This window comes from Bowmanella yangjiangensis, from assembly GCF_018531185.1.
In the GTDB taxonomy this organism is placed as follows: domain Bacteria; phylum Pseudomonadota; class Gammaproteobacteria; order Enterobacterales; family Alteromonadaceae; genus Bowmanella; species Bowmanella yangjiangensis.
Window position 1 is genome coordinate 652,401 of record NZ_JAHDJU010000003.1, and the last position, 22,915, is coordinate 675,315.

Consider the following 22,915-nt stretch of genomic DNA (forward strand, 5'->3'; position numbering starts at 1 on the left):
CTTGATTAAAACAACTAACAAGGAATACGTGATCGCGAGCAAAAATCGGCCAAGATGTCCAACCATTCACCAAGAAATAGGCTATCTATATGTTTTTACTTGTTTTTCTCAAAATAAACAAGTTTTCATGCCTTAGCCCCTTGACAGCATTTTTACTGCGCTCAGCGCATTTCTTCCCGATTCATCAACATAGTTATCCACAGATTTAGTGGATAACTCATGCCCGCCCAGTGAGCTCGCGTTTTTCATCCAGCTGTGGACAAAAAATGGTAAGTCGCCACTAACCTTTGGGACGTGAGTGCTATGTTGCAGTTTTGTTAAACACTGTTTATTTAGACAGTCAGCAAGGATTTTGTAATAACAAATGCTGCTAATAGGTCATTTTTTATGCCTAATAGCGATCCCCCGATCATTACCGCAGTGAGAAGCCATTTCCAGCTTGATCTTCCTCGTTCTTAATTCGCGCTGACGGATGAGAAGCACTCATTGCCTAGCAAATAGGCAAACAGTCATAAACTAGTAAAATTTATTGATTCGGTTGTTGACACCCATCAGGCAGCTCATTAATATTCGCCTCCGTTGAAACAGCCTGACTAACCAGTCAAACCCTTTCAACAGTGAATATCTGCTCCCCCTTAGCTCAGTTGGTTAGAGCGACGGACTGTTAATCCGCAGGTCCCCCGTTCGAGTCGGGGAGGGGGAGCCAAATTCACTTGCAATTTTCTGTTCCCCCTTAGCTCAGTTGGTTAGAGCGACGGACTGTTAATCCGCAGGTCCCCCGTTCGAGTCGGGGAGGGGGAGCCACTCCACATTTCCTAAAGTTACCTCCAAGCCTTATAACACCTCAGTTGTACCCATAATAACCCTAGTAATATCAAGTTGTTAATCTGGTCGTAAAAACGGATAATAGCGCCAGCAATTCGAATCCCCGTATTAGGCATGACTGAATATCTCCTGCTGCTTATTGGCACAGTGCTGGTAAACAATTTTGTATTGGTCAATTTCCTCGGCCTTTGCCCTTTTATGGGCGTGTCTGGCAAGTTGGAAACGGCTATTGGCATGTCCATGGCCACGACCTTTGTATTGACGCTAGCTTCTTTGACCAGCTACCTGGTCGAACACTACATTCTGCTGCCTCTGGGCATTGGCTATCTGCGCACCTTAAGTTTTATTCTGGTGATAGCTGTGGTGGTGCAATTTACCGAGATGGTTGTGCATAAAACCAGCCCTACTCTTTACCGGTTGTTAGGGATCTTCCTGCCCCTGATCACCACAAACTGTGCGGTGCTGGGTGTTGCCCTGTTAAACGTTCGCGAACAGCATAATTTTATGCAATCCGTGGTATATGGCTTTGGTGCCGCCGCTGGATTTTCCTTGGTACTGATACTGTTTGCTGCCATGCGTGAACGTCTGGCTGCCGCTGATGTCCCCTCCCCATTTAAAGGGGCGTCCATTGCCATGATCACCGCAGGTCTGATGTCACTCGCCTTTATGGGCTTTACCGGTTTGGTCAAACTCTGATGACGCTGTTGTATGCACTTATTGCCATAGGTTTGCTGGCATTAGTCTTTGGATTGGTGCTTGGCTACGCCGCCATTCGCTTTAAAGTGGAAAGCGATCCTCTGGTAGAACAAATTGACGCCATTTTACCGCAAACTCAGTGCGGACAATGTGGTTTCCCGGGTTGTCGGCCTTATGCAGAAGCCATTGCCAATGGAGACGACATCAACAAATGTCCGCCGGGCGGTGAAGCCACAATAAAGCAACTGGCCGATTTAATGGGGGTGGAAGCCAAGCCCCTGGACGGCGCACATGGCGAGGCCGACGTAAAGAAGGTGGCCTTTATTCGTGAAGACGAATGTATTGGTTGCACTAAGTGTATTCAGGCTTGTCCTGTCGATGCCATAGTCGGTGCCTCAAAACAAATGCATACCGTTATATCTGCGGAATGCACGGGCTGTGACTTATGCGTTGAGCCCTGCCCAGTGGACTGTATTGATATGCTGCCGGTTAAACCAACGGCAGCCTCATGGCGTTGGCAGTTAGATGCTATCCCGGTAAAAACCCTAGATTGAAGAGCGAAGTACATTGCAATCATTGATAGACAAAATTCGCCAGGGCCGTTTTTTTGATTTTCCCGGAGGAGTCCATCCACCGGGACGCAAAGAAATGTCCAATCAAGATCTTATCGGTAAAGCGGGTTTGCCTGAACGCCTGTATCTGACGGTTAAGCAACACATAGGAACCGAAGGACAGTTACAGGTTGCCGTAGGCGACCAGGTCTTAAAAGGGCAAGCGCTGACCCGCAGCACTAATCCGTTCTCACTGCCGATTCATGCGCCGACTTCAGGGCAGATAACCGCCATTGGCCCGCATGTTTCCGCGCATCCGTCTGGCATGGCGGAGCTAACCGTGGAAATCACCCCGGATGGCCAAGACCTGTGGCACAGCCTAACGCCCCTGCCCGACTATCAGCAGTTACCCAAGATCAAGATTATAGAAGCCATCTGTGATGCAGGGATTGCCGGTATGGGTGGCGCGGGCTTCCCCACTCATATCAAGGTAAGCCCCAAAAAGGATGTCGAGTTCCTGATCATTAATGGCGCGGAATGTGAACCCTACATAACGGCTGATGACCGCTTAATGCGCGAACATGCCTGGCAAATCCGTCAGGGCATTGATGTACTTTGCCACTTGCTTAATCCCGGCCATGTACTTATTGCCATCGAAGACAATAAACCTCAGGCAATCCAGGCCATGCAGGTGGCCTGTCAGGAAAATCCGGATTACATCGTCTGCCCTATCCCAACTAAATATCCTGCTGGCGGCGAAAAGCAGCTGATACAGGTATTAACAGGCCGTGAAGTGCCCCACGGCAGACTCCCCATTGATGTGGGCGTGATTATGCAAAACGTCGGCACCTGCTTTGCGGTAGCTGATGCCATTTTTACCGGAAAACCGCTGATACAGCGCGTGGTGACTCTTACCGGCGAGGCGATGCAGCGCCCATCCAATGTGTGGGCATTGTTAGGTACACCGGTCAATCATCTGCTTGCTCAAGCCGGTTACCAGGCACAGCGGCAAAATACCCCACGCCTGATTATGGGTGGGCCTATGATGGGCTTTAGCCTGGTATCCGACCAGGTCCCCGTGGTGAAAAGCACCAATTGTATTTTGGCCCCCACCGATCAGGAGATGACCCTGCCCGAGGAAGAGCAGGCCTGCATCCGTTGTAGTGCTTGTGCCGATGCCTGCCCGGTAAGCTTATTGCCGCAGCAGCTTTACTGGCACAGTAAAGCCAAAGAGCTGGACAAAGCGCAGGACTACCATCTGTTCGACTGCATTGAATGCGGCGCTTGTGCTTATGTGTGCCCGAGTCAGATCCCACTGGTACATTACTACCGAGTGGCAAAAGCGCAGGTGCGCCAGCAAGAAGAAGAAAAGCAAAAAGCCGATAAAGCCAGAGACAGATTTGAAGCACGCAAAGAGCGCCTGGAGCAAGAGAAAACTGAGCGCGAGCTTAAACACCAGCAAGCCGCCGAGGCGCGCCGTCAGGCCATGGCGGCCAAGGGTGGACAAGCTTCCTCAAATGCTGCCGAAGCGCTAGACAGAGCCAAACAGCGTCAAGATGCAGCACAGCCTGTATCCGATTCTGGTAGTAATGACAAAGTTGCCGCAGCGATTGCCCGTGCCAAAGCCAGAAAAGAAGCTCAGGCAGCCGAAGGCAATACAGTCGCGCCGGCGGAGCAGCTACCAGAGCAAAATAAACAAGATAAAGTCGCGGCCGCCATCGCCAGGGCTAAAGCTAAAAAAGCCGCGCAAGCTGCTGAAAATACCGAAACGCTTGACAGCGCGCCCGCCGAAACCGATAAGCAGGCCAAAGTGGCCGCCGCTGTCGCCAGAGCCAAGGCTAAGAAAGCCGCGCAAGCTGCTGAAAATACCCAAGCCTCTGACAGCGCGCCAGCCGAAACTGATAAGCAGGCCAAAGTGGCCGCCGCTGTCGCCAGAGCCAAGGCTAAAAAAGCCGCACAAGCTGCTGAAAATACCCAAGCCTCTGACAGCGCGCCAGCCGAAACCGATAAACAGGCCAAAGTGGCCGCCGCTGTCGCCAGAGCCAAGGCCAGAAAAGCCGCTCAGGAAGCGAGCACAAGTAACCAGAGTGACACACCGGCAGAAGCCAAAGAAAAGCCGGTAAGAGCTCCCAGGGCCCCTCGCAAAGCAAACAAAGCTGCAGCGGACAATACCAAGGCCGAGACTGACGATCCCAAAGCCCAGCGCATTGCGGCAGCCATAGAACAAGCCAAGGCCCGCAAGGTACAAAAAGACCAAGCCGCCAAGCCAACCGATGAAGAACCAGGGATAGCAGTGGCTCCTGAGGTGACCATAAACGAAGAGAAGAAGCAGCGTGTGGCCGCCGCTATTGCCAAAGCCAAAGCACGTAAAGCCAAACAAAATGCGCAAAGCAGTGCCGCTAACCAGCAGGAAAACACTGAAGAATGAGCCTTAGATTAGCCAGCTCCCCCCACCAACATCAGCAGCGCAGCACCGCTCAGTTAATGCGGCTAGTCTGCTATTGTGCCCTGCCCGGCTTTGCTTTGCAGTGCTGGTTCTTTGGCTGGGGAAGCCTGATCCAGTTTGCTATTGCTGCAGTGTTTGCCTTAGGTATTGAGGCGGCCATATTAGAGATTCGTAAGAAAGACTTTGAACGAGCGTTGGCCGACGGCAGCGCACTGCTTACAGCCCTACTGCTGGCTATTTGCATTCCGCCGCTAACCCCTTGGTGGATAACCGCAATTGGTGCCTTCTTTGCCATAGGCATTGCCAAACAGCTGTATGGCGGGCTTGGTTTTAATCTGTTTAACCCGGCCATGGTGGCCTATGTCACACTATTGGTATCCTTCCCCGTCGCTATGACATCCTGGATGCCACCCGTGGCACTCGCCGAACAAGGGTACGATTTCTTTGATGCGCTACGCGTGATATTCACCGGATTCACTGCCGACGGTTACAGCCTGAGTCAACTTAGGATGGGTGCTGACGGTTTTACCATGGCGACACCGCTAGACAGTGTTAAGACCGATATTGGCCTGGGTTTAACCCTACAAGAAGCCACCAGCAAGGTACAATTTGCTGATGGATTCGGCATTGGCTGGCTGTGGATTAATTTGGCCTATCTGGCCGGTGGTTTGGTGCTGCTCAAACTGCGCGCCATCAAATGGCAGATTCCCGTGAGTATGCTGGGCGCCATCTTACTGGTTGGCGGTGTGATCCATCTCGCCAGCCCGGATCTCTTTGCTTCTCCCTGGTTTCATCTGCTAAGTGGCGGCACTATGCTGGGGGCCTTTTTTATTGCCACCGATCCAGTGTCAGCCAGCACCACAGACAAAGGCCGCCTGATTTTTGGTGCGGGTATAGGCTTACTGGTGATTGTTATCCGTACCTGGGGCGGCTATCCGGATGCTATTGCCTTTGCCGTGGTACTAATGAACATGGCGGTACCGCTGATTGACTACTACACCCGCCCTCGCACTTATGGTTATCAAAGCAGAGGCAAGAAAAGATGAAGACCCATCTGAAACGCAGTGGCATCACACTGACCGCCTTTGCGCTAGTGACCACAGGTCTGATAGCCATAACCAATGAATTAACCGCGCCGCGCATAAAAAGCCAGGAGCAACAACAGCTGCAGAAAATTCTTGGCAGCATTGTGCCTCCTGCACTGCACGACAATGATATTGAACATGACTGTACCTTGGTCACCGATGCCAATTTGCTCGGCGATGACAGCCCCAAGACCGTTTATCGCGCCCGTTTACAAGGTGAGCCTGTTGCCCTGGTGCTGCAAACCATGACACCAGATGGCTACAGCGGCGATATCGATTTATTGGTGGGCGTCAACCTGGCAGGAAAAGTGACTGGGGTTCGGGTACTTAAGCATCAGGAAACCCCCGGACTTGGCGACAAAATAGATATCAGGATCAGCGATTGGATCTTGAGCTTTGACGGCAAAGGGATGGACAATGGCGAGCAGAAAAACTGGGCAGTGAAAAAAGACGGTGGCCAGTTTGATCAATTTACCGGCGCCACTATTACCCCTCGCGCTATGGTAAAAGCCGTTAAAAATGCCTTGTTACTGGCATCCGAGCAGCAGCAGACGCTGTTTGCAGCCCCCAATCAATGCCAGCCCCATAATTCAGATAGCGGAGACCACCATGAGTGAGCTCAAAACCCTGTCTTGGCAGGGGCTTTGGAAAAATAACCCGGCCCTGGTTCAACTCCTGGGTTTATGCCCGCTACTGGCGGTTACCGGCAGTTTTATCAATGGCCTGGGCTTGGGGCTGGCCACCACGTCGGTATTAATCGGCTCCAACACCACGGTATCATTAGTACGAAATCTGGTGCCCAACGAAGTACGTATTCCCATTTTTGTGATGGTCATCGCTGCCTTTGTTACCGTGATCCAGCTATTGATGAATGCCTATACCTATAACCTGTATTTGGCTTTGGGTATTTTTATTCCGTTGATCGTGACCAACTGCGCCATTATCGGACGGGCGGAAGCCTACGCATCAAAAAACCCGGTTGGCTATGCCGCTTTTGACGGTTTAATGATGGGCATTGGCTTTACCCTGGTTTTAGTTACGCTCGGTGCATTGCGTGAGATTCTCGGCAGTGGCACTCTGTTCAGCGGCGCGGAAACCTTGTTTGGTGATTGGGCACTGAGCCTCAAACTGACCTTATTTGTTACCGAGCATAAGTTTCTGTTGGCCATTCTTCCACCGGGAGCCTTTATCGGCATGGGGTTGCTTATTGCCCTGAAAAACGCTCTGGATAAGCGCTTCGAACAATTACAAAAGCAGCCGGCCAAAGTTGTGCAACGAGCGCGGGTGACCGCAGAAAGCCAGTAAGCAAGCTACGAGCTACGAGCTACGAGCTACGAGCTACGAGCTACGAGCTACGAGAAAATAATAAGAACTAAGCATGAATCAACAAAAACGTATCGACATACTTAGCCGCCTGCGCAATGAGAACCCGCATCCCACCACGGAGCTGAATTTCTCATCGCCATTTGAATTACTGGTCGCCGTTACCCTTTCAGCCCAGGCGACCGATGTGAGTGTGAATAAAGCCACTGACAAATTGTTTCCGGTGGCCAATACCCCCGAAGCCATTTATGCCCTCGGCGTTGATGGCTTAAAGGAGTACATCAAAACCATCGGCCTGTATAACGCCAAGGCCGAAAACGTTATAAAAGCCTGCAAAATTCTGATCGAGCAGCACAATTCCATCGTGCCGGAAAATCGTGAAGCCCTGGAAGCCCTACCCGGCGTTGGCCGTAAAACAGCGAATGTGGTACTCAACACCGCCTTTGGCTGGCCGACCATAGCCGTGGACACCCATATTTTCAGAGTCAGCAACCGCACCAATCTGGCACCGGGCAAAAATGTGGTAGAGGTAGAAAATAAGCTACTTAAAGTGGTACCAGCCGAATTTAAAGTAGATGTACATCACTGGCTTATCCTACATGGCCGCTATGTCTGCGTCGCCAGAAAGCCCCGCTGCGGCGCCTGCCTGATTGAAGATTTGTGTGAGTTTAAGGAAAAAGTCGACTAGCCCTGCTGCTAACGCCGGTGAAGTTAAACAGACAAGCTATACTTATTAGCCTCCTCTAACAATTGGTTTGGCCGTTATCGGCGGCTATTCCTAATTACTGAGTTAAGGCGATGGCCAGCATTGAGGGACTTCCCCAAAGTAGTCAACGAAGAAAGGTAATTGCCGGAGTTGCAGCAATTTCCAGTTTCCTTATCTTGCCAATGGCTTTTGCCAGTTCTACCAGACCCACTTCAATTGGCAGAGAAAGAATGGATATAGAGCGATTTGTTGAAGATTGTATAGCGGCGAATAACGAGTCTGACTCGCAAGCGGGCGTAAAGGAAGTATTGAAAAGAGCGGTATCTACTCCAAACGCGGTTATCAATGCGCTCGGGGAGCCCAAAAGGGCTGGGCTGAATGTTCTGCTAAGCTCACCGACACTGACTATATTTGCGGCAACCTGGACACCACAGATGAACTTGATGCCACATAATCACCTCATGTGGGCGAATATCGGTATATATACCGGGCGTGAAGATAATATTTTATGGAAGAGATCATCTGATGGTATTAAAGCCTATGGCGCAGAGGCGCTATTTGCCAAAGATGCCGCAGCATTACCTAACAATGCCATCCACTCAGTGACGAATCCATTATTACGATTTACGGGGGGCATTCATATTTATGGTGGCGATTTTTTCAACACCCATAGAAGCCAGTGGAACCCGGAATCACTCAAAGAGGAGCCGTCTGACGGTGATGTTATTCGAGGTATTTTTCAACGAGAGAATAAACGGTTGGGCTTAGACTCCCAAGGTTAACTGGGTAGTAAGTCACACATTTTTTACTGTCGTCCAGCAGTTCACCCATTGTTGGTGCCAACAAACTATTCAGGGTTGCCATCTCTTTGCTAAAGCAATGATCGATAAGGTTGAACAAAAACTGCTAGCGTCGTACCAGCCGAATTTAATGTAGATGTACAACCTAGGTTAATATTACATGGCTGCACTATTTGCATGGCCAGAAAACTCCGCTGCGGCACCTGTTTGATTGAAGATTTGTGTGAATTTAAGGAGAAGGTCGAATAGCGCCATGGAGATGATCGTCAATCAAAGCATAATTAACTGTAGCTAGTAACGACCTCCCTATCTTGAATACTTGAGACAGAAACGGCTTAGCTTTTTCGAATAGTACGACGGTATTTATTGGGGGATATACCGACCATTTTTTGAAAATGATGGATAAAGTGGCTCTGGTCGTAAAAACCGCAGGTAAAAGCAATATCCGTCAAACGTTCCTGACCTCTCAACAAGCGTTTGGCGAGCTCGACCCGTTGCCTGGTAATATAGTTCGCCGGAGAGTCAGCAAAGCTTTGTCGAAATAGGCGGGCAAAATGAAACGGGCTAAGCCCGACCAAATCAGACAGCAAACTCAGCGTAAGCTTTTCTCCTAGATATCGATGAATATACGATTTGATCAGCAATCGGTCTGATGCCGACAGACCAGCCCGCAACTTTGTTGTTGCACTGCTTTTGTCACTGTAGCGTTCTAACAGCAGAGAAGTCACGGTATGTAGCGATTGTTCTGCATAAAGCGGCTCAATTCTGTCAGCATTCTTTAGCAACTGTATCAGCGACAGCATAGTTCCACTCAAACCTTCATCAGTCTGATAGACCAAATCTCTTAGGTTTAATAGTCGAGCATCAAGATTCAAGTGTCGTTCGGCTTCTTGGCGAAGGAATTGATCAGGCAAGTATAAATGGGCAATTCGAATGGGTTTAGGCGAACACCAACGACTAAAGTGTCCTTGAGGCATCAAGCAGAGTTTACCGCGTTGCCCCTTTAGGTGGGGTTGGTCACAACGAAATGTTTCCTGTCCGCCGTCAAGATAAAGGCTAAGGGTGTGTCCTTTGTCATATTGATATTCAACTTCATTAGGTTCAACGTTCCACACCCGAAAGCCGACGCCTCGGGTGAGGCTTTCAGCCATTTGTTGCTGTAAACCTAATTTGACTTGTGGATCTTTGTCTTCTGAGTGAAATTTCAGCATACCTTCATATTTAGTTGCACCTGCAACGCCTTAAAACAGCGCAAGATTATCCAATATCGAAGAAGAGTAGGCTGATAAAGTCGCAGAAATTAATCCATGAGACAAGTTAAAAGCATGACAAATAAAACACTCCAGTCCCTTGCCCTGCTCATACTTAGTGCGGTGTCACTCGCAACCTTTGGTTCTGAAAACGTTAAGACTGTGGGGTCAATTAGCAGTGGTACTTGGTATGAAATGACATCCACAGTAATGAAAGAACCTCGGCGTTTTGCGGTGCACTTGCCACGCTCATACTCAGAAAAAAAGCAACAGACCTATCCTGTTCTGTATGTTCTCGATGGTTACTCCACCAGGATGCGTGGAATAGGCGGCATGATTGAATCACTCTCCAACGCTGATTTGGGTCAGCAAATCCCCGAGTTTATCGTCGTTGCCATCCCTAATACCAACCGAAGCCGCGATCTCACCCCCACCCAAGGTGATTTAACCTATAAAGGTAAAGTTCTGGACAGATTGTCTGAAAACAGTGGCGGCGCAGACACCTTCGCTGACTTCTTGCAGGATGAACTCTTTCCTTACATTGAAAGCAATTTTCGAGTTTCCAGCCAACGCGGCATCTTAGGTATGTCATTCGGCGGGTTATTTGCAACCCACCTACTATTAACACGCCCAGACATGTTCGATGACTACCTCATCTCTGATGCCACTTTCGTTTGGGATAATAACTATTTAAATCATGCGCTTAAAAAATCACTCAACAAATTAATGAACAAAGAAATAAACGCATTTTTTGGTTTCGCAAACAACGACCATTTGGGGGAGTTAGGCGTCACAAACCGACGTTGGGGAAATGACTTTGTAGAAAAACTGCAATCTATTAACAATGACAAGCTAAGAGTAACCTCAAGATACTTCCCAGAAGAGCAACATAGCACGGTATTATTTCTGGCTTTCTACCATGGACTTATCGAGTTGTATAAGCCTAGCGAGAGTTAACATGTCATTGTGTCTTAATTCGCAGCAAGAATGACCTGCAAAGGCTTCAAACTCCCACCGTTATAGAACTTGATTTGCTTTTGACTGGCTTGGCGTTGCTTCCCACACTCTATTGTGTACTAGCGACAGCACAGCCTACCTCTTGTGAAAATGCGATGAAATGGATTACAAAAAATCCAAAGTAACAGGCTGTCTAATTTTAAAATAGAAACAAAAAATATCTATCAAAGGATTAACTGAACTAACTTAAAATTTTACATACCAATAATCTTCTACTTATTAATACATGGTCTGATGTATATCTCCCTCGCTCCTTGCCTTATCACTGACCATAATTTTTCCCTTACTAACATCGTACGAAGACATTTCATTAAACCTGAATCGCTTTTCTTCGTCGCTATTATCAATCGGTACTATATGCAGATACTCTTCATCTTTTTCGGTAGTAAAATAGTATAAAAAACCATTATCAACTTTCACATGATAGAATTCAGTTGGAAGAATAATGTTGGTATTTATCAACTCATCAGTAACAATAGTCTCGCCATTCAATGCGATAGGAGTAGCGCGATATAAAAAGTTACTTTCCGCGTCTACCAAATAATAGCTCTCTGTTTTTTCACCATCTGTAAGCCCATACCCCCAGAGGCCCTTTGGCAGCGTAACTCTCTTACCGGAAAGATCCAATACAACCAATTCCGGTTCACCTTTTTTAGCCAAAGTTACGGCAATAAATTCATTTCCAATCCAGTCTATCGCAATAATTGGGTTGTTACTTTTATATACTAAATTCTCTTTTTTAAAGCTTGTGATATGCTTAACATTACTTAGATCATCTGTAGGAACCAAATAAATCTTATTATCCACGCTCAATAATATATTTTTATCATCGGATGAAATAGACAAATTTCCAAATGAATAAGATAAGACAAAATTTGATACTATTTGGGGCTGATCTGATTGATATTCACCCCAATAAATTTGCAGCCGACCGCTACGGTTTGATAAAAACAAATATTGGTCTTTATGATGAAAAAAAGCCGGAAATAAATCTAAAACCGTTGAATTACTTACTCTAGTATAATTCTCAGGAGCATTAATCCATAAGTTGTCGAAGTCTTTATAATTTGTACTAAATAGCACATTCTTACCATCAGGGAAACGCGACATCTTAGAAGAAAACTGTTCAGATATACTCACTATCGCCTTTGAGTTTCTTCCATCAAAATCACTTTGAACAATCTGATTATTGGGAGGTGAAGAATAGTGATAAATGCGTTCAGAATCATGATGCCAAATTGCTTCATAGACAGGGCGAGAAAATTTTGCGCCTTCTACAACCTCACCATTTGACAAATTCATTGATAGCAATTTTGTTTTATGGTCGCTATCAGTGCTCATTATCAAAAGTTTATTCCCATCAGGGGAAATATCAATACTATGATGGCCCCAACCGCTTGGCTCCGGCTGAGCAATTAAACTGTGTTTAGCTTTTTCCAAGTCAAAAATATAAATTTGATTTGGCCAAAAATTTCTTGGTTGAGCGGTATAATAGATAGTTCTATTTTTACTGTGATAGTCTAAATCTTTAATTCTCCTATCACTACAATCAAACAGTAACTTACTTTCTTTTAATATTTGATTCTCGCTAGTTGGACTGGATATCAAATCCTTGTAAACGCTACAAGAGCCCTTATTTTTACTTAGATATATTACACCAACATAGTCATTTTCATTTTCTTCGACAACAGCAATTATACCGCTGATATTATCATGCAACTCTGAGCGTTTGGTCACTCCCGTTTTAATGTTACTTACCCAGAGATCACTTTTACCATCTTCATTTTCCTTGAGATAATACAAATGCACTTTATCGCGAAAAACGAATGGGGATTTCTCAACACCTTGGGCACGAGTCAGTGCAATTGAGAACCCTTCACCACTCTTTACATTTTCGTTAAAAAAATATAAAGAGTAAAATGCAAAAAGAGAAAAAACAAAGATAAAAAAATACTTTACCCATTCCCCCTTACTTTTCAATTCAGATAATTCATGTACGCTAGAATCAAACTTACAATCAGATTTTTCTAGACCAACTTCATTTAAAAGTGCAGGACTTAAAGGAATAACTTCGCAAACTAACCGATAACCACGTTTAGAAATTGTCTTAATATAACGGGGATCTTTTGCATCATCATGCAAGACTTTTCGAAGATTGGCGACTAACTTATTGATAGCATTATCGGTAACAAGTGAACCAGCCCATAAATTGTCTAAAATATCTTTTCTGGATACATTAGTGTTCGCTCTTTCAACAAACAGTACCAATAACTCAAATAACTTAGGCTCAATGGCGACTTCCTCAGCCCCATCTTCACGTAACAACCGCCCCTGATTCACATCAAGTATGTAAGCACCAAGCCTTACCATAATCCCTAAAAAACCATATAAATCATACGAATAGACTCTATCACAAATGAATTTAAGTGGAAATGCAATTTGTCTTTTAACGACATGTGCTACCAACATGCCTAAAACGCGAAAAATCACCTTTTCGTCACTTTTTTTCTTCTAAACATCATTACTTTTTAGTGTTAGTCACAGAGTATCATCCAATCATTCATCAACAAGAAAGAGAGTCATATGATTAAGCTCATCTGCGCTATTACTTTGGTCATTCTTGCGCATATAGGAAATGTCAACGCCACCCCGCGCGGTACGTCAAAGATTGATTCATTATATTCAGATATATTGCTTGAGCAGCGTGATTTACTGATATATATACCTAGTGGATACTATCAAAATGAACATTTAAATTATCCTGTTCTTTACTTAACCGATGGGTTAAGAAATTTTAATCACGCATTGGGAACACTTGACCTGCTCACTCAATCCCATATGGCCAACGAAATGATTATCGTAGCGATAAAAAACACTAATCGTACGAAAGACTTCACCCCCACTTATGATGAAAGCTACAACCAGTGGGGAATTTCTGGTGGTGCTGATAACTTTCTGGACTTCATGCAAAAGGAACTTATACCTCACATAAATAAAAACTATAGAACCACTGGATTCAAAGTCCTATCCGGTCATTCTCTTGGCGGCCTACTTACAGTTTACTCCCTACAAACAAGACCAGACTTATTTCAAGCTCACTTTGCGTTTAGTCCAAGCTTATGGTGGCATCAAAGTGTTATTTTTAGAGACGCAGAAAAATTCCACAAAAAAACATCGGAATTAAACAACTATTTGTATTTAAATCTAGCCGATGAAGGTGGAGACATGCTGTCATCATTCGAGAAATACAAAGAATTATTGCATAAAAACAAAAGATTTGGGTTCAGTTATCACGCCGATTTGATTGAAAATGAAAACCACAACACCACATCAATGGTCGGCCATAATAAAGCGTATAGAAATTTATATGAAAAGCTGAAGTGCCCACAAGATGTTATAGATAAAGGGATAGCGGCGATAACACAATGCTACAATATGCTATCAAAAAAATATGGCACAGAGATAAACCCAGAGTATTCAGTGTATCGTCAAGCCGCGAAAATTCATTTTAACAATAAAGAATACAATGAGGCGGTGAAGGTCCTAGAATCTATTGCTAGGCTTTTTCCCAACGTATCTGATGCGCACTTTCGACTTTCATATGCGTATGAAGCAAATGGGGAAGATAAAAAGGCCTTAGAAGCGGTCACCAAAGCACTAGAGATAAGCGCAACGGAGAACGTAGAGAACAACAGCTATAAAACCTTCAGGGCGCACATATTGAATAAGCTTCACGACAACTAGCCGACACTCAATAAACCAATAAAAAGAGATAAGTTCAATAGCAAAGCATTACGCAACAAAGGCTTTCCTGTGAAGCCTTTGCATGCCTAAACAACGTGTTTAACAGTCGAGCATCAGACCATGAAAGTTGCGCGATATGCTCAATGTTTGTGCTCGGTTCTTTGGTTCAAAGTGTTAGGGCTAGGTTCTTGAGAAGATTCTTACCGCATAAAGTATGCCGGCATGAAAACGTCATTGCCATCCGGTAAAAAATGCTAAATGCCGAGCCAAAAGCGTTTAAAATGGCTCACCTTGCAAGCTTACTTTTTGCAATTGCCATGTTTGCATTGCAAGAGAGCCCCGTTGTGGCGGCTGTTTAATTGAAGATCTCTGCTCGTACAGAGATAAAACTGACATATACGCCCTTTACACTTCCCGTAAACCCAAAAGGACCAGACAAATGAGATTACTGCATACCATGTTGCGCGTTGGCAATCTGGAGCGTTCCATTGAATTTTATACCGAGTTACTTGGCATGAAGTTATTGCGCACCAGTGAAAACCCTGAGTATCAATACACCTTGGCGTTCCTTGGCTACGGTGAGGAAGATACGCACACTGTCCTCGAACTCACCTATAACTGGGACAAAGACAGCTACGATATGGGCACTGCTTATGGCCATATCGCTATCGGCGCCGACGACATTTACGCCGTATGCGAGGAGCTTGAGCGTCGCGGTGCAGATGTCTACCGCAAACCTGGGCCGGTCAAAGGTGGCTCTACGGTTATCGCCTTTGTGCGCGATCCTGACGGCTATGCGGTCGAACTGATTCAGGAATAAAAAACACATGATAAGGACGTTGATTACCTTAGTCCTGCTGTCAACATTGAGCCTGGCGGCCATCGCCAGGCCAGTGGTAATAGCCCATCGCGGTGCATCCGGTTATTTGCCCGAGCATACCCTGCCTGCGGTCATTTTGGCCCATGGTATGCGGCCGGATTATATTGAGCAGGATTTGGTGCTATCCAAGGACGGGATATTAGTGGTGCTGCACGATATCCATCTGGATACCGTAACTAATGTGGCGGATATTTTCCCGCAGCGAAAACGCACAGATGGTCGCTTCTATGCGATTGATTTCACCCTGGCGGAATTAAAAACCCTGCGGGTGCAGGAAAGGCGCGATGAAAAAGGTCTACAGGTATTTGCCAACCGTTACCAGGAGGATGGCAGTAATGCTGAACTTTTCCGCATCGCCACCTTCGAGCAACAGATTACCCTGATCCGAGAACTCAATCGCAGCCGCGGCACGAATATTGGCTTGTATCCTGAGCTAAAATCTCCCGCGTTTCACAGAGCTGCCGGGCAGGACATCAGTAAGATTTTTATGGCGATGTTGGCAAAGCACAACCTCAATCACGCTGAGGCTAATGTTATTGTGCAGTGCTTCGACTTTAACGAAACCCGCAGACTGCGCAATGAATTGGGGCTTAAAACCAGCCTGGTACAATTGCTGGCGGAAAATAGCTGGCAGGAGTCCGATAACGACTACGCCTACCTGCGTTCCCCTCCGGGCCTCAAAGACATTGCAAAAGTGGCCGATGGTATAGGACCTTGGTTACCTCAGTTGGTTGACTTTAGCTCCAAACAACCGACCTCGTTGCTGCTGGATGCCAAAGCCCTTGCTCTGAAGATTCACCCTTACACCTTAAGGGCCGACCAGCTACCGCCTAATATGAACTGGCAGCAAGCATTGACTCTGGTGTTTGACTGGCTGAAAGTAGATGGCATCTTTACCGACTTTCCAGATAAAGTGGTTGATTATCTGCAAAGCAAACAAAAATAAGGGCGCTCTTGGCGCCCTTATTCTTAATAGACAATCACAGCCCTTTTTCCATACGGATAATCACCCGCCGGTTCTTAGCCCGCGATAACTCGTTACTGTTTTCCGCCACATGACGCCGCTCGCCATGGCCTGTCACTTTGATTCGCTCGGCATCCACGCCCTGCTCTTCGAAGAATTTTTTGACCCGCTCGGCCCGACGAATAGACAACTGCATATTACTCGAACTGCCACCGTAGCTGTCTGTGTAGGCATCCAGCAGCACCAACTCAATATTGGTGTCTTCCTTCAGATAATCACTGATCATGCTGAGCTTTTTGCGCGAACCACGGGTAAACTCAGCCGAGCTTTTTTGATAAGACAGCACAGTGTAGGCAATATCTTCAAAATTAAATGGCAGCAGATTTGCCACACATTGTGAGAACTGCCGATATTGGTCGAGGAAGTTGCTGGCATTCAATCCAACTGCGACGCGATCCTGCTCGTTGTACCAGTCCCGGTAATAAATAGTCGGCCAAAAGCCCTTTTCCAGTTCCGATAAAATGGTCCAGGCGGCCTGTTCAGGCAAATCACCGTTGTACTGTTTACGGATAGGCATTTCAGCGATCTGGCGTTGCATCATACCTGGCATCCAACTGGGCGGAACCGAATATACCGCTGCCACACCATAGTTTTTGGGGAGCTGCAGCATGTCCAGTTCAAACTCCATATTCAACTGCTTACTGGCCATACTGGTAAACATGGCATCGCCATAACCGGGCACATTGTGCTTCAAGGTGCACTGCAAGCGGCTTTGGCTACTGAGCTGCCAGGACGACGTTTCGATAGGTGCGGCATAGTGACGCAACCCCGCTGACGCCGGCACGCTCAGAAAACCTAGTAGAACACAAAAGAGTTTATTCATAGCGTCTCTGTCCAATTCCTTATCCAGATATCGGCCGTTATGCCAGGTTCTTGACCTGCATATTGCGCATTCACTGGATAGCCTCGGCCAGACTTGTCATAATCGCGGCCCAGATGAGGCGGATGCCGTAGCCAAAGAGTAAACAGAGTAAAAGATGACAGCAGAAACGCAACAACTCAAGCAAAGATTCAGGGGCTACTTCCCTGTCGTTATAGATGTCGAGACCGCCGGATTCAATCCTCTCACTGACGCCTTGCTGGAGATTGCTGCAGTCACCTTGAAACTGGACGACAATGGCCAACTGGTACGTGATAAAACCATTCACTTCCATGTTGCCCCTTTTGAAGGCGCTAACCTTGAACCCGCCGCTTTGGAATTCAATGGTATCGATCCTCACTGTGCCCTGCGCGGAGCCTTGCCCGAAACAGAGGTGATGAAAGAGCTCTGTAAGCAAATCCGCAAAGCGCAAAAAGATGCAGACTGCCAACGCTCGGTCATTGTTGCTCACAACGCCGCCTTTGATCAGGGCTTTGTCAATGCCGCCATTAACCGCTCGGCGATCAAACGCACGCCCTTTCATCCATTTGTCTCTTTTGACACTACCAGTCTGTCAGCCCTTGCTTTTGGACAAACCGTACTGATTAAAGCCTGTAAAGCCGCTGGTTTGGCTTTTGATCAGGCACAGGCCCATTCGGCCTTATATGATGCAGAACAAACCGCCGATTTATTTTGTATTATCGTCAACAAATGGCGGGAATTGGGCGGCTGGCCGCTAGCCATCGAACAAAGCTAGGCCGTTGATTCTGTTTCTGATATAACTCAGCTACCCGAGCCAGATTTACCTGGTTGAAAACAAAAAGGAATGTGCTGATGAAACAGATTTTGGTGATTGCAGATCTGCCAGGCAGTAAGCCCAAGGCCTTGGCCAAAGCCAAGCTGATTGCCGATGCCCAGAATGCGAAGGTAACTGTACTTAGCTTTGTCTATGAGCAACTGAAACACTTACCCGACAACCTCAGTGCCAGTCAGCAGAAGGCCATTCAGCAAAGCTTAGTAGAGCAGCGTCAGCAATGGCTGGAACGCCAGATTAAGGACCAGGACCTCAACCCCGAGCAAGTCACCTGTCAGGTGATTTGGGAAAAGAACATTGCCAGTTGGACAGAAGAATTCAGCCGCAAGCACAAGCACGACCTGATTGTTAAGACAGGGCGACGCAGCGAAGGCATGTTCTATACCCCCACGGATTGGCATCTGCTTAGAACCAGTCAGGTACCTGTACTGCTTGTTTCAGAAAAGAAATGGAAGAAACAGCATAATGTCATGGTGGCGCTGGATTTAGGCAGCAAGTTGCAAAGCAAGCAGGCCCTAAACCAACAACTGCTCAGCACGGGTATTGACTGGGTCAGACACTTTGGTGGCGAATTGCACTGTGTATATTGCCTGCCTATGTCGCCGGTATTGAAAGATTTAATGGGACTGAGTGGCAAGCAGATGGCCAGTGACGCCAAGGCGCAATATATGCCCTTGATTCAAAAAATGGCCGGTGATTTTCCACTTAATCCAGAAAATGTGCACATTAAGGCCGGCGACCCAGACAAAGTGATCCCTAGTGTCGCGGCAGATATTAATGCCGGATTAGTCACCATTGGTACAGTCGGGCGTAAAGGGTTAAAAGGCAAGTTGCTGGGCAATACGGCAGAAAATATTCTGTCGTTGCTGAAGACAGACATCATTGCCATGCAACCCTAAGTCGGGATGAAGAGCAAAAAAAAGCCGCGATAACGCGGCTTTTTTATCTTCGGGCAATTACAGCTTGTCGCTGTTCTCAGCCAGGTATTTAGCAACGCCTTCAGGGCTTGCTTGCATACCTTCTTTACCTTGTTGCCAGCCGGCTGGACATACTTCGCCGTGCTCCTGGTGGAAGTTCAGCGCATCAACCATACGCAGCATTTCGTCAACGTTACGGCCCAGTGGCAGGTCATTGACGACCTGGTGACGTACATTACCTTCCTCGTCAATCAGGAAAGAACCACGGAACGCCACACCAGCTTCAGGATGCTCTACATCATAAGCCTGACAAATTTCGTGCTTCACGTCAGCCACCAGAGTGTACTTCACAGGACCAATACCGCCCTGGTTAACTGGGGTGTTACGCCATGCATTGTGACTGAACTGAGAGTCGATAGACACACCAATCACTTCTACACCACGCTGTTTGAACTCATCATAGCGCTTATCAAAAGCGATAAGCTCTGAAGGACATACAAAGGTGAAGTCCAGAGGATAGAAAAACACAACGGCTTTCTTGCCTTTGATGGCATCTTTCAGGTTATAGCTGTCAACAATTTCGCCATTGCCCAGTACGGCAGCAGCGGTAAAATCCGGGGCAGGACGACCAACTAATACACTCATCATCTTCTCCATTTCTTGGTTGATGTTCTGCTTGTCACCCTGATGGGATACAAGCTAATAAAAGACTAGAACACAAGATAAGGGCAGTAGTGCAGCAAACCAAGAGCAAAAGTACAGTTAAATGCATAAATGTCCAATTAGTGTACTTCGGTATGTCATTCCCCGAAATCACGCTCCCCATTAGCCAATTTTGTTTGATGATTAATAAATCACTTGGCAAAACCTCTAATAACAATTATTATCATTTGTAATGTTATAGGAGTTGTATTTTGTTCGTTTGCCTCTGCCACGGTATCACCGACAAACAAATTGCCCGCGCCGTTCGCGAAGAAGGCGTTGGAAATATGCGTGACTTACGTAAGCAGTTTGGCGTGGGCAGTCAATGTGGCAAATGTGTGCAACTGGCACAGCAGGTTATCGACAATACCATAGTTGATGAATCGCTGTTCAAGGAAGTCTGCTAACAGCAAATCCGAATTGTGCGGTGACGCTTAAGTTTTTGTTCTCTATAATGAACAAATCTTAGCTCGCTGGTTTTTGCATATCTGCAAAACAGCACGTCACGGAGTCCGGCTATGAAAGGCGATAAGTCCCTTATCAAACACCTGAATAAAGTACTGGGTCATCAACTGGTGGCAATCAACCAATATTTCCTGCATTCCCGTATGTTCAAGAACTGGGGCTTAAAAGGCCTGGCCGACAAGGAATATCACGAATCTATCCGGGAAATGAAACGTGCCGACGATTTGATTGAGCGAATTTTATTTTTAGATGGTATTCCGAACCTGCAGGACCTGGGAAAACTGCATATAGGTGAAGACACCGAAGAAATGCTCAATTGCGATTTAACCTTCGAGCATAAAGCCATTCCAGACTTGCGCAGCGCCATTGAGTACGCAGAATCTGTGCAGGATTACGTTAGCCGGGATCTACTTGGCAAAGTACTAGATGGCCAGGAAGAGCACGTTGACTGGCTTGAAACGCAGCTGCAGTTAATTAGCAAGCTCGGTATCGAGAACTACAACCAGTCGCAAATGCACGACGATGATTAATCAAAAAAGGGGCCAAGGCCCCTTTTTTATTCTACGTGGCGCGGTGCCGCGCAAAAAATTATTCAGCGTCGCTTTGTTCAGCATCTTTGTTAGCTTTGGCTCTGGCCGCCGCTTCTTTTACCAATGGCTGTAACTCACCCTGCTGGAACATTTCCAGCATAATGTCGCAACCACCCACCAGCTCACCTTCAACCCAAAGCTGAGGGAAAGTCGGCCAATTGGCGTAAGCAGGCAACTCCGCACGGATATCTGGATTCTGCAGAATATCCACATAAGCGAAAGGCTCGCCACAAGACATCAGCGCCTGAGAAGCCTGCGCCGAAAATCCACAGCTGGGCAGCTTAGGAGAGCCCTTCATATAAATCAGGATAGGGTTTTCAGCGATTTGCTGTTTGATTTTTTCCAATGTTTCCACGATAACTGCCTCTTAATTAGGTTAATACCGATTTGAGGCCATTATACCCCTTTTCAAGGGGCGGCCCATGGCTTTGTTTGGACATCTTGTTTTTCCAGCGACAAGCCTCATATTCAGAAGGTGAGTTAACTGGCTATTTGCCCCTATTGGCTTTAGACTAATTAATAAACCAATAACTTTATAAACAACGATGCATCGCGCACTTTGCCTTGTGTCGTCTTTTTGACCAACATGGAGAATTTACATGGCTTTCGAACTTCCGCCCCTGCCGTACGAAAAAAATGCCCTGGAACCGCATATCTCTGCTGAGACTCTGGAATATCATTACGGTAAACACCACAACACTTACGTGGTTAAGCTGAACGGCCTGATTGAAGGTACAGAATTCGCCAATAAATCACTGGAAGAGATTGTTCGCACTTCTCAAGGTGGCGTATTCAACAACGCCGCGCAGATTTGGAACCACACGTTCTACTGGCACAGCCTGAGCCCTAACGGCGGCGGCGAGCCAAGCGGTGCACTGGCTGACGCCATCAATGCCAAGTGGGGCTCTTTTGCAGCCTTTAAAGAAGCCTTCAACGATAAAGCCGTTAACAACTTCGGCTCCAGCTGGACCTGGTTAGTAAAATTGGCAGACGGCAGCCTGGATATCGTTAACACCAGCAATGCTGGTACGCCGCTGACTGAAGCAGGTGTAACCCCGCTGATGACAGTGGATCTGTGGGAACACGCCTACTACATTGACTATCGCAATCTGCGTCCTAAGTACATGGAAGGCTTCTGGGCCTTGATCAACTGGGATTTTGCTGCGCAAAACTTCGCCTAAGCAATAAATCAGTCACAAAAAAAGCGCCTTACGGCGCTTTTTTTACGGGCACTTATTCTCAGTCCACCAAATCTTGTGGCATTTCCTCACGGATCTCATGCCATATCTTGCCGCTGGCAATACCATATTTACGGATCAGGCCAGGAACCTGCTCATGAGCGCCAGTTTGGGCAAGCTGAAGCAGTTGCGCGTAGTAGTCTCGTGCCAGGTTTCGAGATTTGCTATTGGAGAAATAGTAACCACCAATTCGAGCGTATAAGCCTCTGAATCCGTTCATCATCAGCACATAAACTTTGTTACCTGAAGCCAGCGCCAAATCATGATTAATCTGATAATCATAGTCAGCAAAGGCTTGGCCATCTTCCGCTACATCGGCATAACCTTTAAGTATTTCTGCCGCTTTCTCCGGAGAGTTCTTAATGGCGCCACGAATAAACACTGCACTAACGCTGGTACGAGCAGCCAACAGGTGATCTACCAACTCTGGAATGCCATCCTGATCCAGACGAGCCAAAGTTTCGAGGATATTCAGACCACAGGTCTCCCAGAAGTTATTCACTTTGGTTGGTTTGCCATGCTGAATAGTTAACCAGCCATCGCGAGCTAACCTTTGCAAAACCTCACGCAGGGTTGTGCGTGTCACCCCAATCAGTTCGGACAATTCGCGTTCAGCAGGCAGTATAGTACCGGGAGGAAATCTGCCGCTCCAAATTGACTCGACAATATATTCTTCGGCAAATCCGGCTGGACTTTGGGATTTATAGATCATGCAAAAGCTCGCTTAACACCGATTAATTGTTGTTATCCAACTGATTGTACCAGATGTCATTGCTAATTGAACCAATTAACTGTGGCGCCAAAAAGTGCCTGAAAAACAGCTTTTTCCCGCCATCCTCACACAGATTGAAGCCCTTTCCACTCACCGTAATATAAGGGGTAAGCATAAGAATTGGCTTGCTTTTTTGTACACTTCTCATTAAAACATTCTAAGCCGGATTCCCTCGCAGGGAACCCAGCGGCTAAATACATCAGGGAATTGC

At 46.7% G+C, this 22,915-nt stretch carries 23 protein-coding genes, 2 tRNA genes and 1 pseudogene; 20 read left to right on the plus strand and 6 right to left on the minus strand.

Annotated elements, in window-relative coordinates; translation table 11 throughout:
- The first annotated feature begins 629 nt into the window (after positions 1–629).
- The 11 genes and pseudogenes from KJY73_RS18610 to KJY73_RS21840 form a co-directional block, all read left to right on the plus strand.
- Positions 630–706: transfer RNA gene (locus KJY73_RS18610), tRNA-Asn, on the plus strand.
- 21 nt (positions 707–727) lie between these two features.
- Positions 728–804: transfer RNA gene (locus KJY73_RS18615), tRNA-Asn, on the plus strand.
- A gap of 135 nt (positions 805–939) precedes the next feature.
- On the plus strand, positions 940–1,521 hold the full coding sequence (rsxA, locus tag KJY73_RS18620) for an electron transport complex subunit RsxA (protein ID WP_206594768.1): 582 nt from the start codon (positions 940–942) through the stop codon (positions 1,519–1,521).
- On the plus strand, positions 1,521–2,075 hold the full coding sequence (gene rsxB, locus KJY73_RS18625) for an electron transport complex subunit RsxB (protein ID WP_214345165.1): 555 nt from the start codon (positions 1,521–1,523) through the stop codon (positions 2,073–2,075). Before rsxA ends, rsxB begins: the two co-directional genes overlap by 1 nt.
- Positions 2,076–2,169: 94 nt before the next feature.
- Complete coding sequence (rsxC, locus tag KJY73_RS18630) at positions 2,170–4,500, plus strand: electron transport complex subunit RsxC (protein WP_232848727.1); 2,331 nt, start codon at positions 2,170–2,172, stop codon at positions 4,498–4,500.
- Positions 4,497–5,564: an electron transport complex subunit RsxD gene (gene rsxD, locus KJY73_RS18635; protein ID WP_214345166.1), complete on the plus strand. Its 1,068-nt coding sequence runs from the start codon at positions 4,497–4,499 to the stop codon at positions 5,562–5,564. The genes rsxC and rsxD overlap by 4 nt, the downstream gene beginning before the upstream one ends.
- A complete protein-coding gene (gene rsxG / locus KJY73_RS18640) occupies positions 5,561–6,220 on the plus strand; it encodes an electron transport complex subunit RsxG (protein WP_214345167.1) in 660 nt (219 codons plus the stop codon). The genes rsxD and rsxG overlap by 4 nt, the downstream gene beginning before the upstream one ends.
- The gene (locus tag KJY73_RS18645; RefSeq protein ID WP_214345168.1) at positions 6,213–6,908 is read left to right on the plus strand and encodes an electron transport complex subunit E; all 696 of its coding nucleotides are present in this window, start codon (positions 6,213–6,215) and stop codon (positions 6,906–6,908) included. The genes rsxG and KJY73_RS18645 overlap by 8 nt, the downstream gene beginning before the upstream one ends.
- Positions 6,909–6,981: 73 nt before the next feature.
- Positions 6,982–7,614 carry an endonuclease III gene (gene nth / locus KJY73_RS18650; protein ID WP_214345169.1) on the plus strand — a complete coding sequence of 211 codons (633 nt, stop codon included), beginning with the start codon at positions 6,982–6,984 and terminating at the stop codon, positions 7,612–7,614.
- A gap of 110 nt (positions 7,615–7,724) precedes the next feature.
- Entirely contained in the window at positions 7,725–8,414 is a 690-nt protein-coding gene (locus tag KJY73_RS18655; protein ID WP_232848728.1) for a hypothetical protein, read from the plus strand.
- A gap of 100 nt (positions 8,415–8,514) precedes the next feature.
- Positions 8,515–8,681, plus strand: a pseudogene (locus KJY73_RS21840) (endonuclease III); the annotation flags it as partial.
- 86 nt (positions 8,682–8,767) lie between these two features.
- On the opposite strand, the gene KJY73_RS18660 reads toward KJY73_RS21840, so the two are convergent.
- Positions 8,768–9,643: a helix-turn-helix domain-containing protein gene (locus tag KJY73_RS18660; RefSeq protein ID WP_214345170.1), complete on the minus strand. Its 876-nt coding sequence runs from the start codon at positions 9,641–9,643 to the stop codon at positions 8,768–8,770.
- 96 nt (positions 9,644–9,739) lie between these two features.
- Here KJY73_RS18660 and KJY73_RS18665 point away from each other — a divergent pair, with 96 nt between their 5' ends.
- Positions 9,740–10,639 carry an alpha/beta hydrolase gene (locus KJY73_RS18665; RefSeq protein WP_214345171.1) on the plus strand — a complete coding sequence of 300 codons (900 nt, stop codon included), beginning with the start codon at positions 9,740–9,742 and terminating at the stop codon, positions 10,637–10,639.
- Between the two features lie 279 nt (positions 10,640–10,918).
- On the opposite strand, the gene KJY73_RS18670 is transcribed toward KJY73_RS18665, so the two are convergent.
- On the minus strand, positions 10,919–13,189 hold the full coding sequence (locus tag KJY73_RS18670; RefSeq protein WP_214345172.1) for a winged helix-turn-helix domain-containing protein: 2,271 nt from the start codon (positions 13,187–13,189) through the stop codon (positions 10,919–10,921).
- A gap of 93 nt (positions 13,190–13,282) precedes the next feature.
- Here KJY73_RS18670 and KJY73_RS18675 point away from each other — a divergent pair, with 93 nt between their 5' ends.
- The 3 genes from KJY73_RS18675 (at position 13,283) to glpQ (ending at position 16,269) form a co-directional block, all read left to right on the plus strand.
- Positions 13,283–14,443, plus strand: coding sequence for an alpha/beta hydrolase-fold protein (locus tag KJY73_RS18675; RefSeq protein ID WP_214345173.1), 1,161 nt, complete (start codon positions 13,283–13,285; stop codon positions 14,441–14,443).
- Between the two features lie 439 nt (positions 14,444–14,882).
- Entirely contained in the window at positions 14,883–15,263 is a 381-nt protein-coding gene (gloA, locus tag KJY73_RS18680; RefSeq protein ID WP_214345174.1) for a lactoylglutathione lyase, read from the plus strand.
- A 7-nt stretch (positions 15,264–15,270) separates the two neighbouring features.
- Entirely contained in the window at positions 15,271–16,269 is a 999-nt protein-coding gene (gene glpQ / locus KJY73_RS18685) for a glycerophosphodiester phosphodiesterase (protein WP_214345175.1), read from the plus strand.
- A gap of 34 nt (positions 16,270–16,303) precedes the next feature.
- Here glpQ and KJY73_RS18690 read toward each other — a convergent pair whose 3' ends face one another.
- On the minus strand, positions 16,304–17,170 hold the full coding sequence (locus KJY73_RS18690; protein WP_214345176.1) for a flagellar protein MotY: 867 nt from the start codon (positions 17,168–17,170) through the stop codon (positions 16,304–16,306).
- A gap of 154 nt (positions 17,171–17,324) precedes the next feature.
- Here KJY73_RS18690 and rnt point away from each other — a divergent pair, with 154 nt between their 5' ends.
- Positions 17,325–17,963, plus strand: coding sequence for a ribonuclease T (gene rnt, locus KJY73_RS18695; protein ID WP_214345177.1), 639 nt, complete (start codon positions 17,325–17,327; stop codon positions 17,961–17,963).
- Between the two features lie 77 nt (positions 17,964–18,040).
- Positions 18,041–18,919, plus strand: a complete 879-nt coding sequence (locus tag KJY73_RS18700) for a universal stress protein (RefSeq protein WP_232848729.1) — start codon at positions 18,041–18,043, stop codon at positions 18,917–18,919.
- 57 nt (positions 18,920–18,976) lie between these two features.
- Here the strand turns inward: KJY73_RS18700 and KJY73_RS18705 are convergent, their stop codons facing one another.
- Positions 18,977–19,582, minus strand: a complete 606-nt coding sequence (locus KJY73_RS18705) for a peroxiredoxin (RefSeq protein WP_206594754.1) — start codon at positions 19,580–19,582, stop codon at positions 18,977–18,979.
- 269 nt (positions 19,583–19,851) lie between these two features.
- Here KJY73_RS18705 and KJY73_RS18710 point away from each other — a divergent pair, with 269 nt between their 5' ends.
- On the plus strand, positions 19,852–20,046 hold the full coding sequence (locus tag KJY73_RS18710) for a bacterioferritin-associated ferredoxin (RefSeq protein WP_188697032.1): 195 nt from the start codon (positions 19,852–19,854) through the stop codon (positions 20,044–20,046).
- Positions 20,047–20,157: 111 nt separating this feature from the next.
- Complete coding sequence (gene bfr, locus KJY73_RS18715) at positions 20,158–20,634, plus strand: bacterioferritin (RefSeq protein WP_214345178.1); 477 nt, start codon at positions 20,158–20,160, stop codon at positions 20,632–20,634.
- 58 nt (positions 20,635–20,692) lie between these two features.
- On the opposite strand, the gene KJY73_RS18720 is transcribed toward bfr, so the two are convergent.
- Entirely contained in the window at positions 20,693–21,049 is a 357-nt protein-coding gene (locus tag KJY73_RS18720; protein WP_332874230.1) for a Grx4 family monothiol glutaredoxin, read from the minus strand.
- Between the two features lie 244 nt (positions 21,050–21,293).
- Between KJY73_RS18720 and KJY73_RS18725 the strand changes: the two genes are divergently transcribed.
- A complete protein-coding gene (locus KJY73_RS18725) occupies positions 21,294–21,875 on the plus strand; it encodes a Fe-Mn family superoxide dismutase (protein WP_206594752.1) in 582 nt (193 codons plus the stop codon).
- Positions 21,876–21,933: 58 nt separating this feature from the next.
- Here the strand turns inward: KJY73_RS18725 and fadR are convergent, their stop codons facing one another.
- Complete coding sequence (gene fadR / locus KJY73_RS18730; protein ID WP_214345179.1) at positions 21,934–22,644, minus strand: fatty acid metabolism transcriptional regulator FadR; 711 nt, start codon at positions 22,642–22,644, stop codon at positions 21,934–21,936.
- Positions 22,645–22,915: the final 271 nt, after the last annotated feature.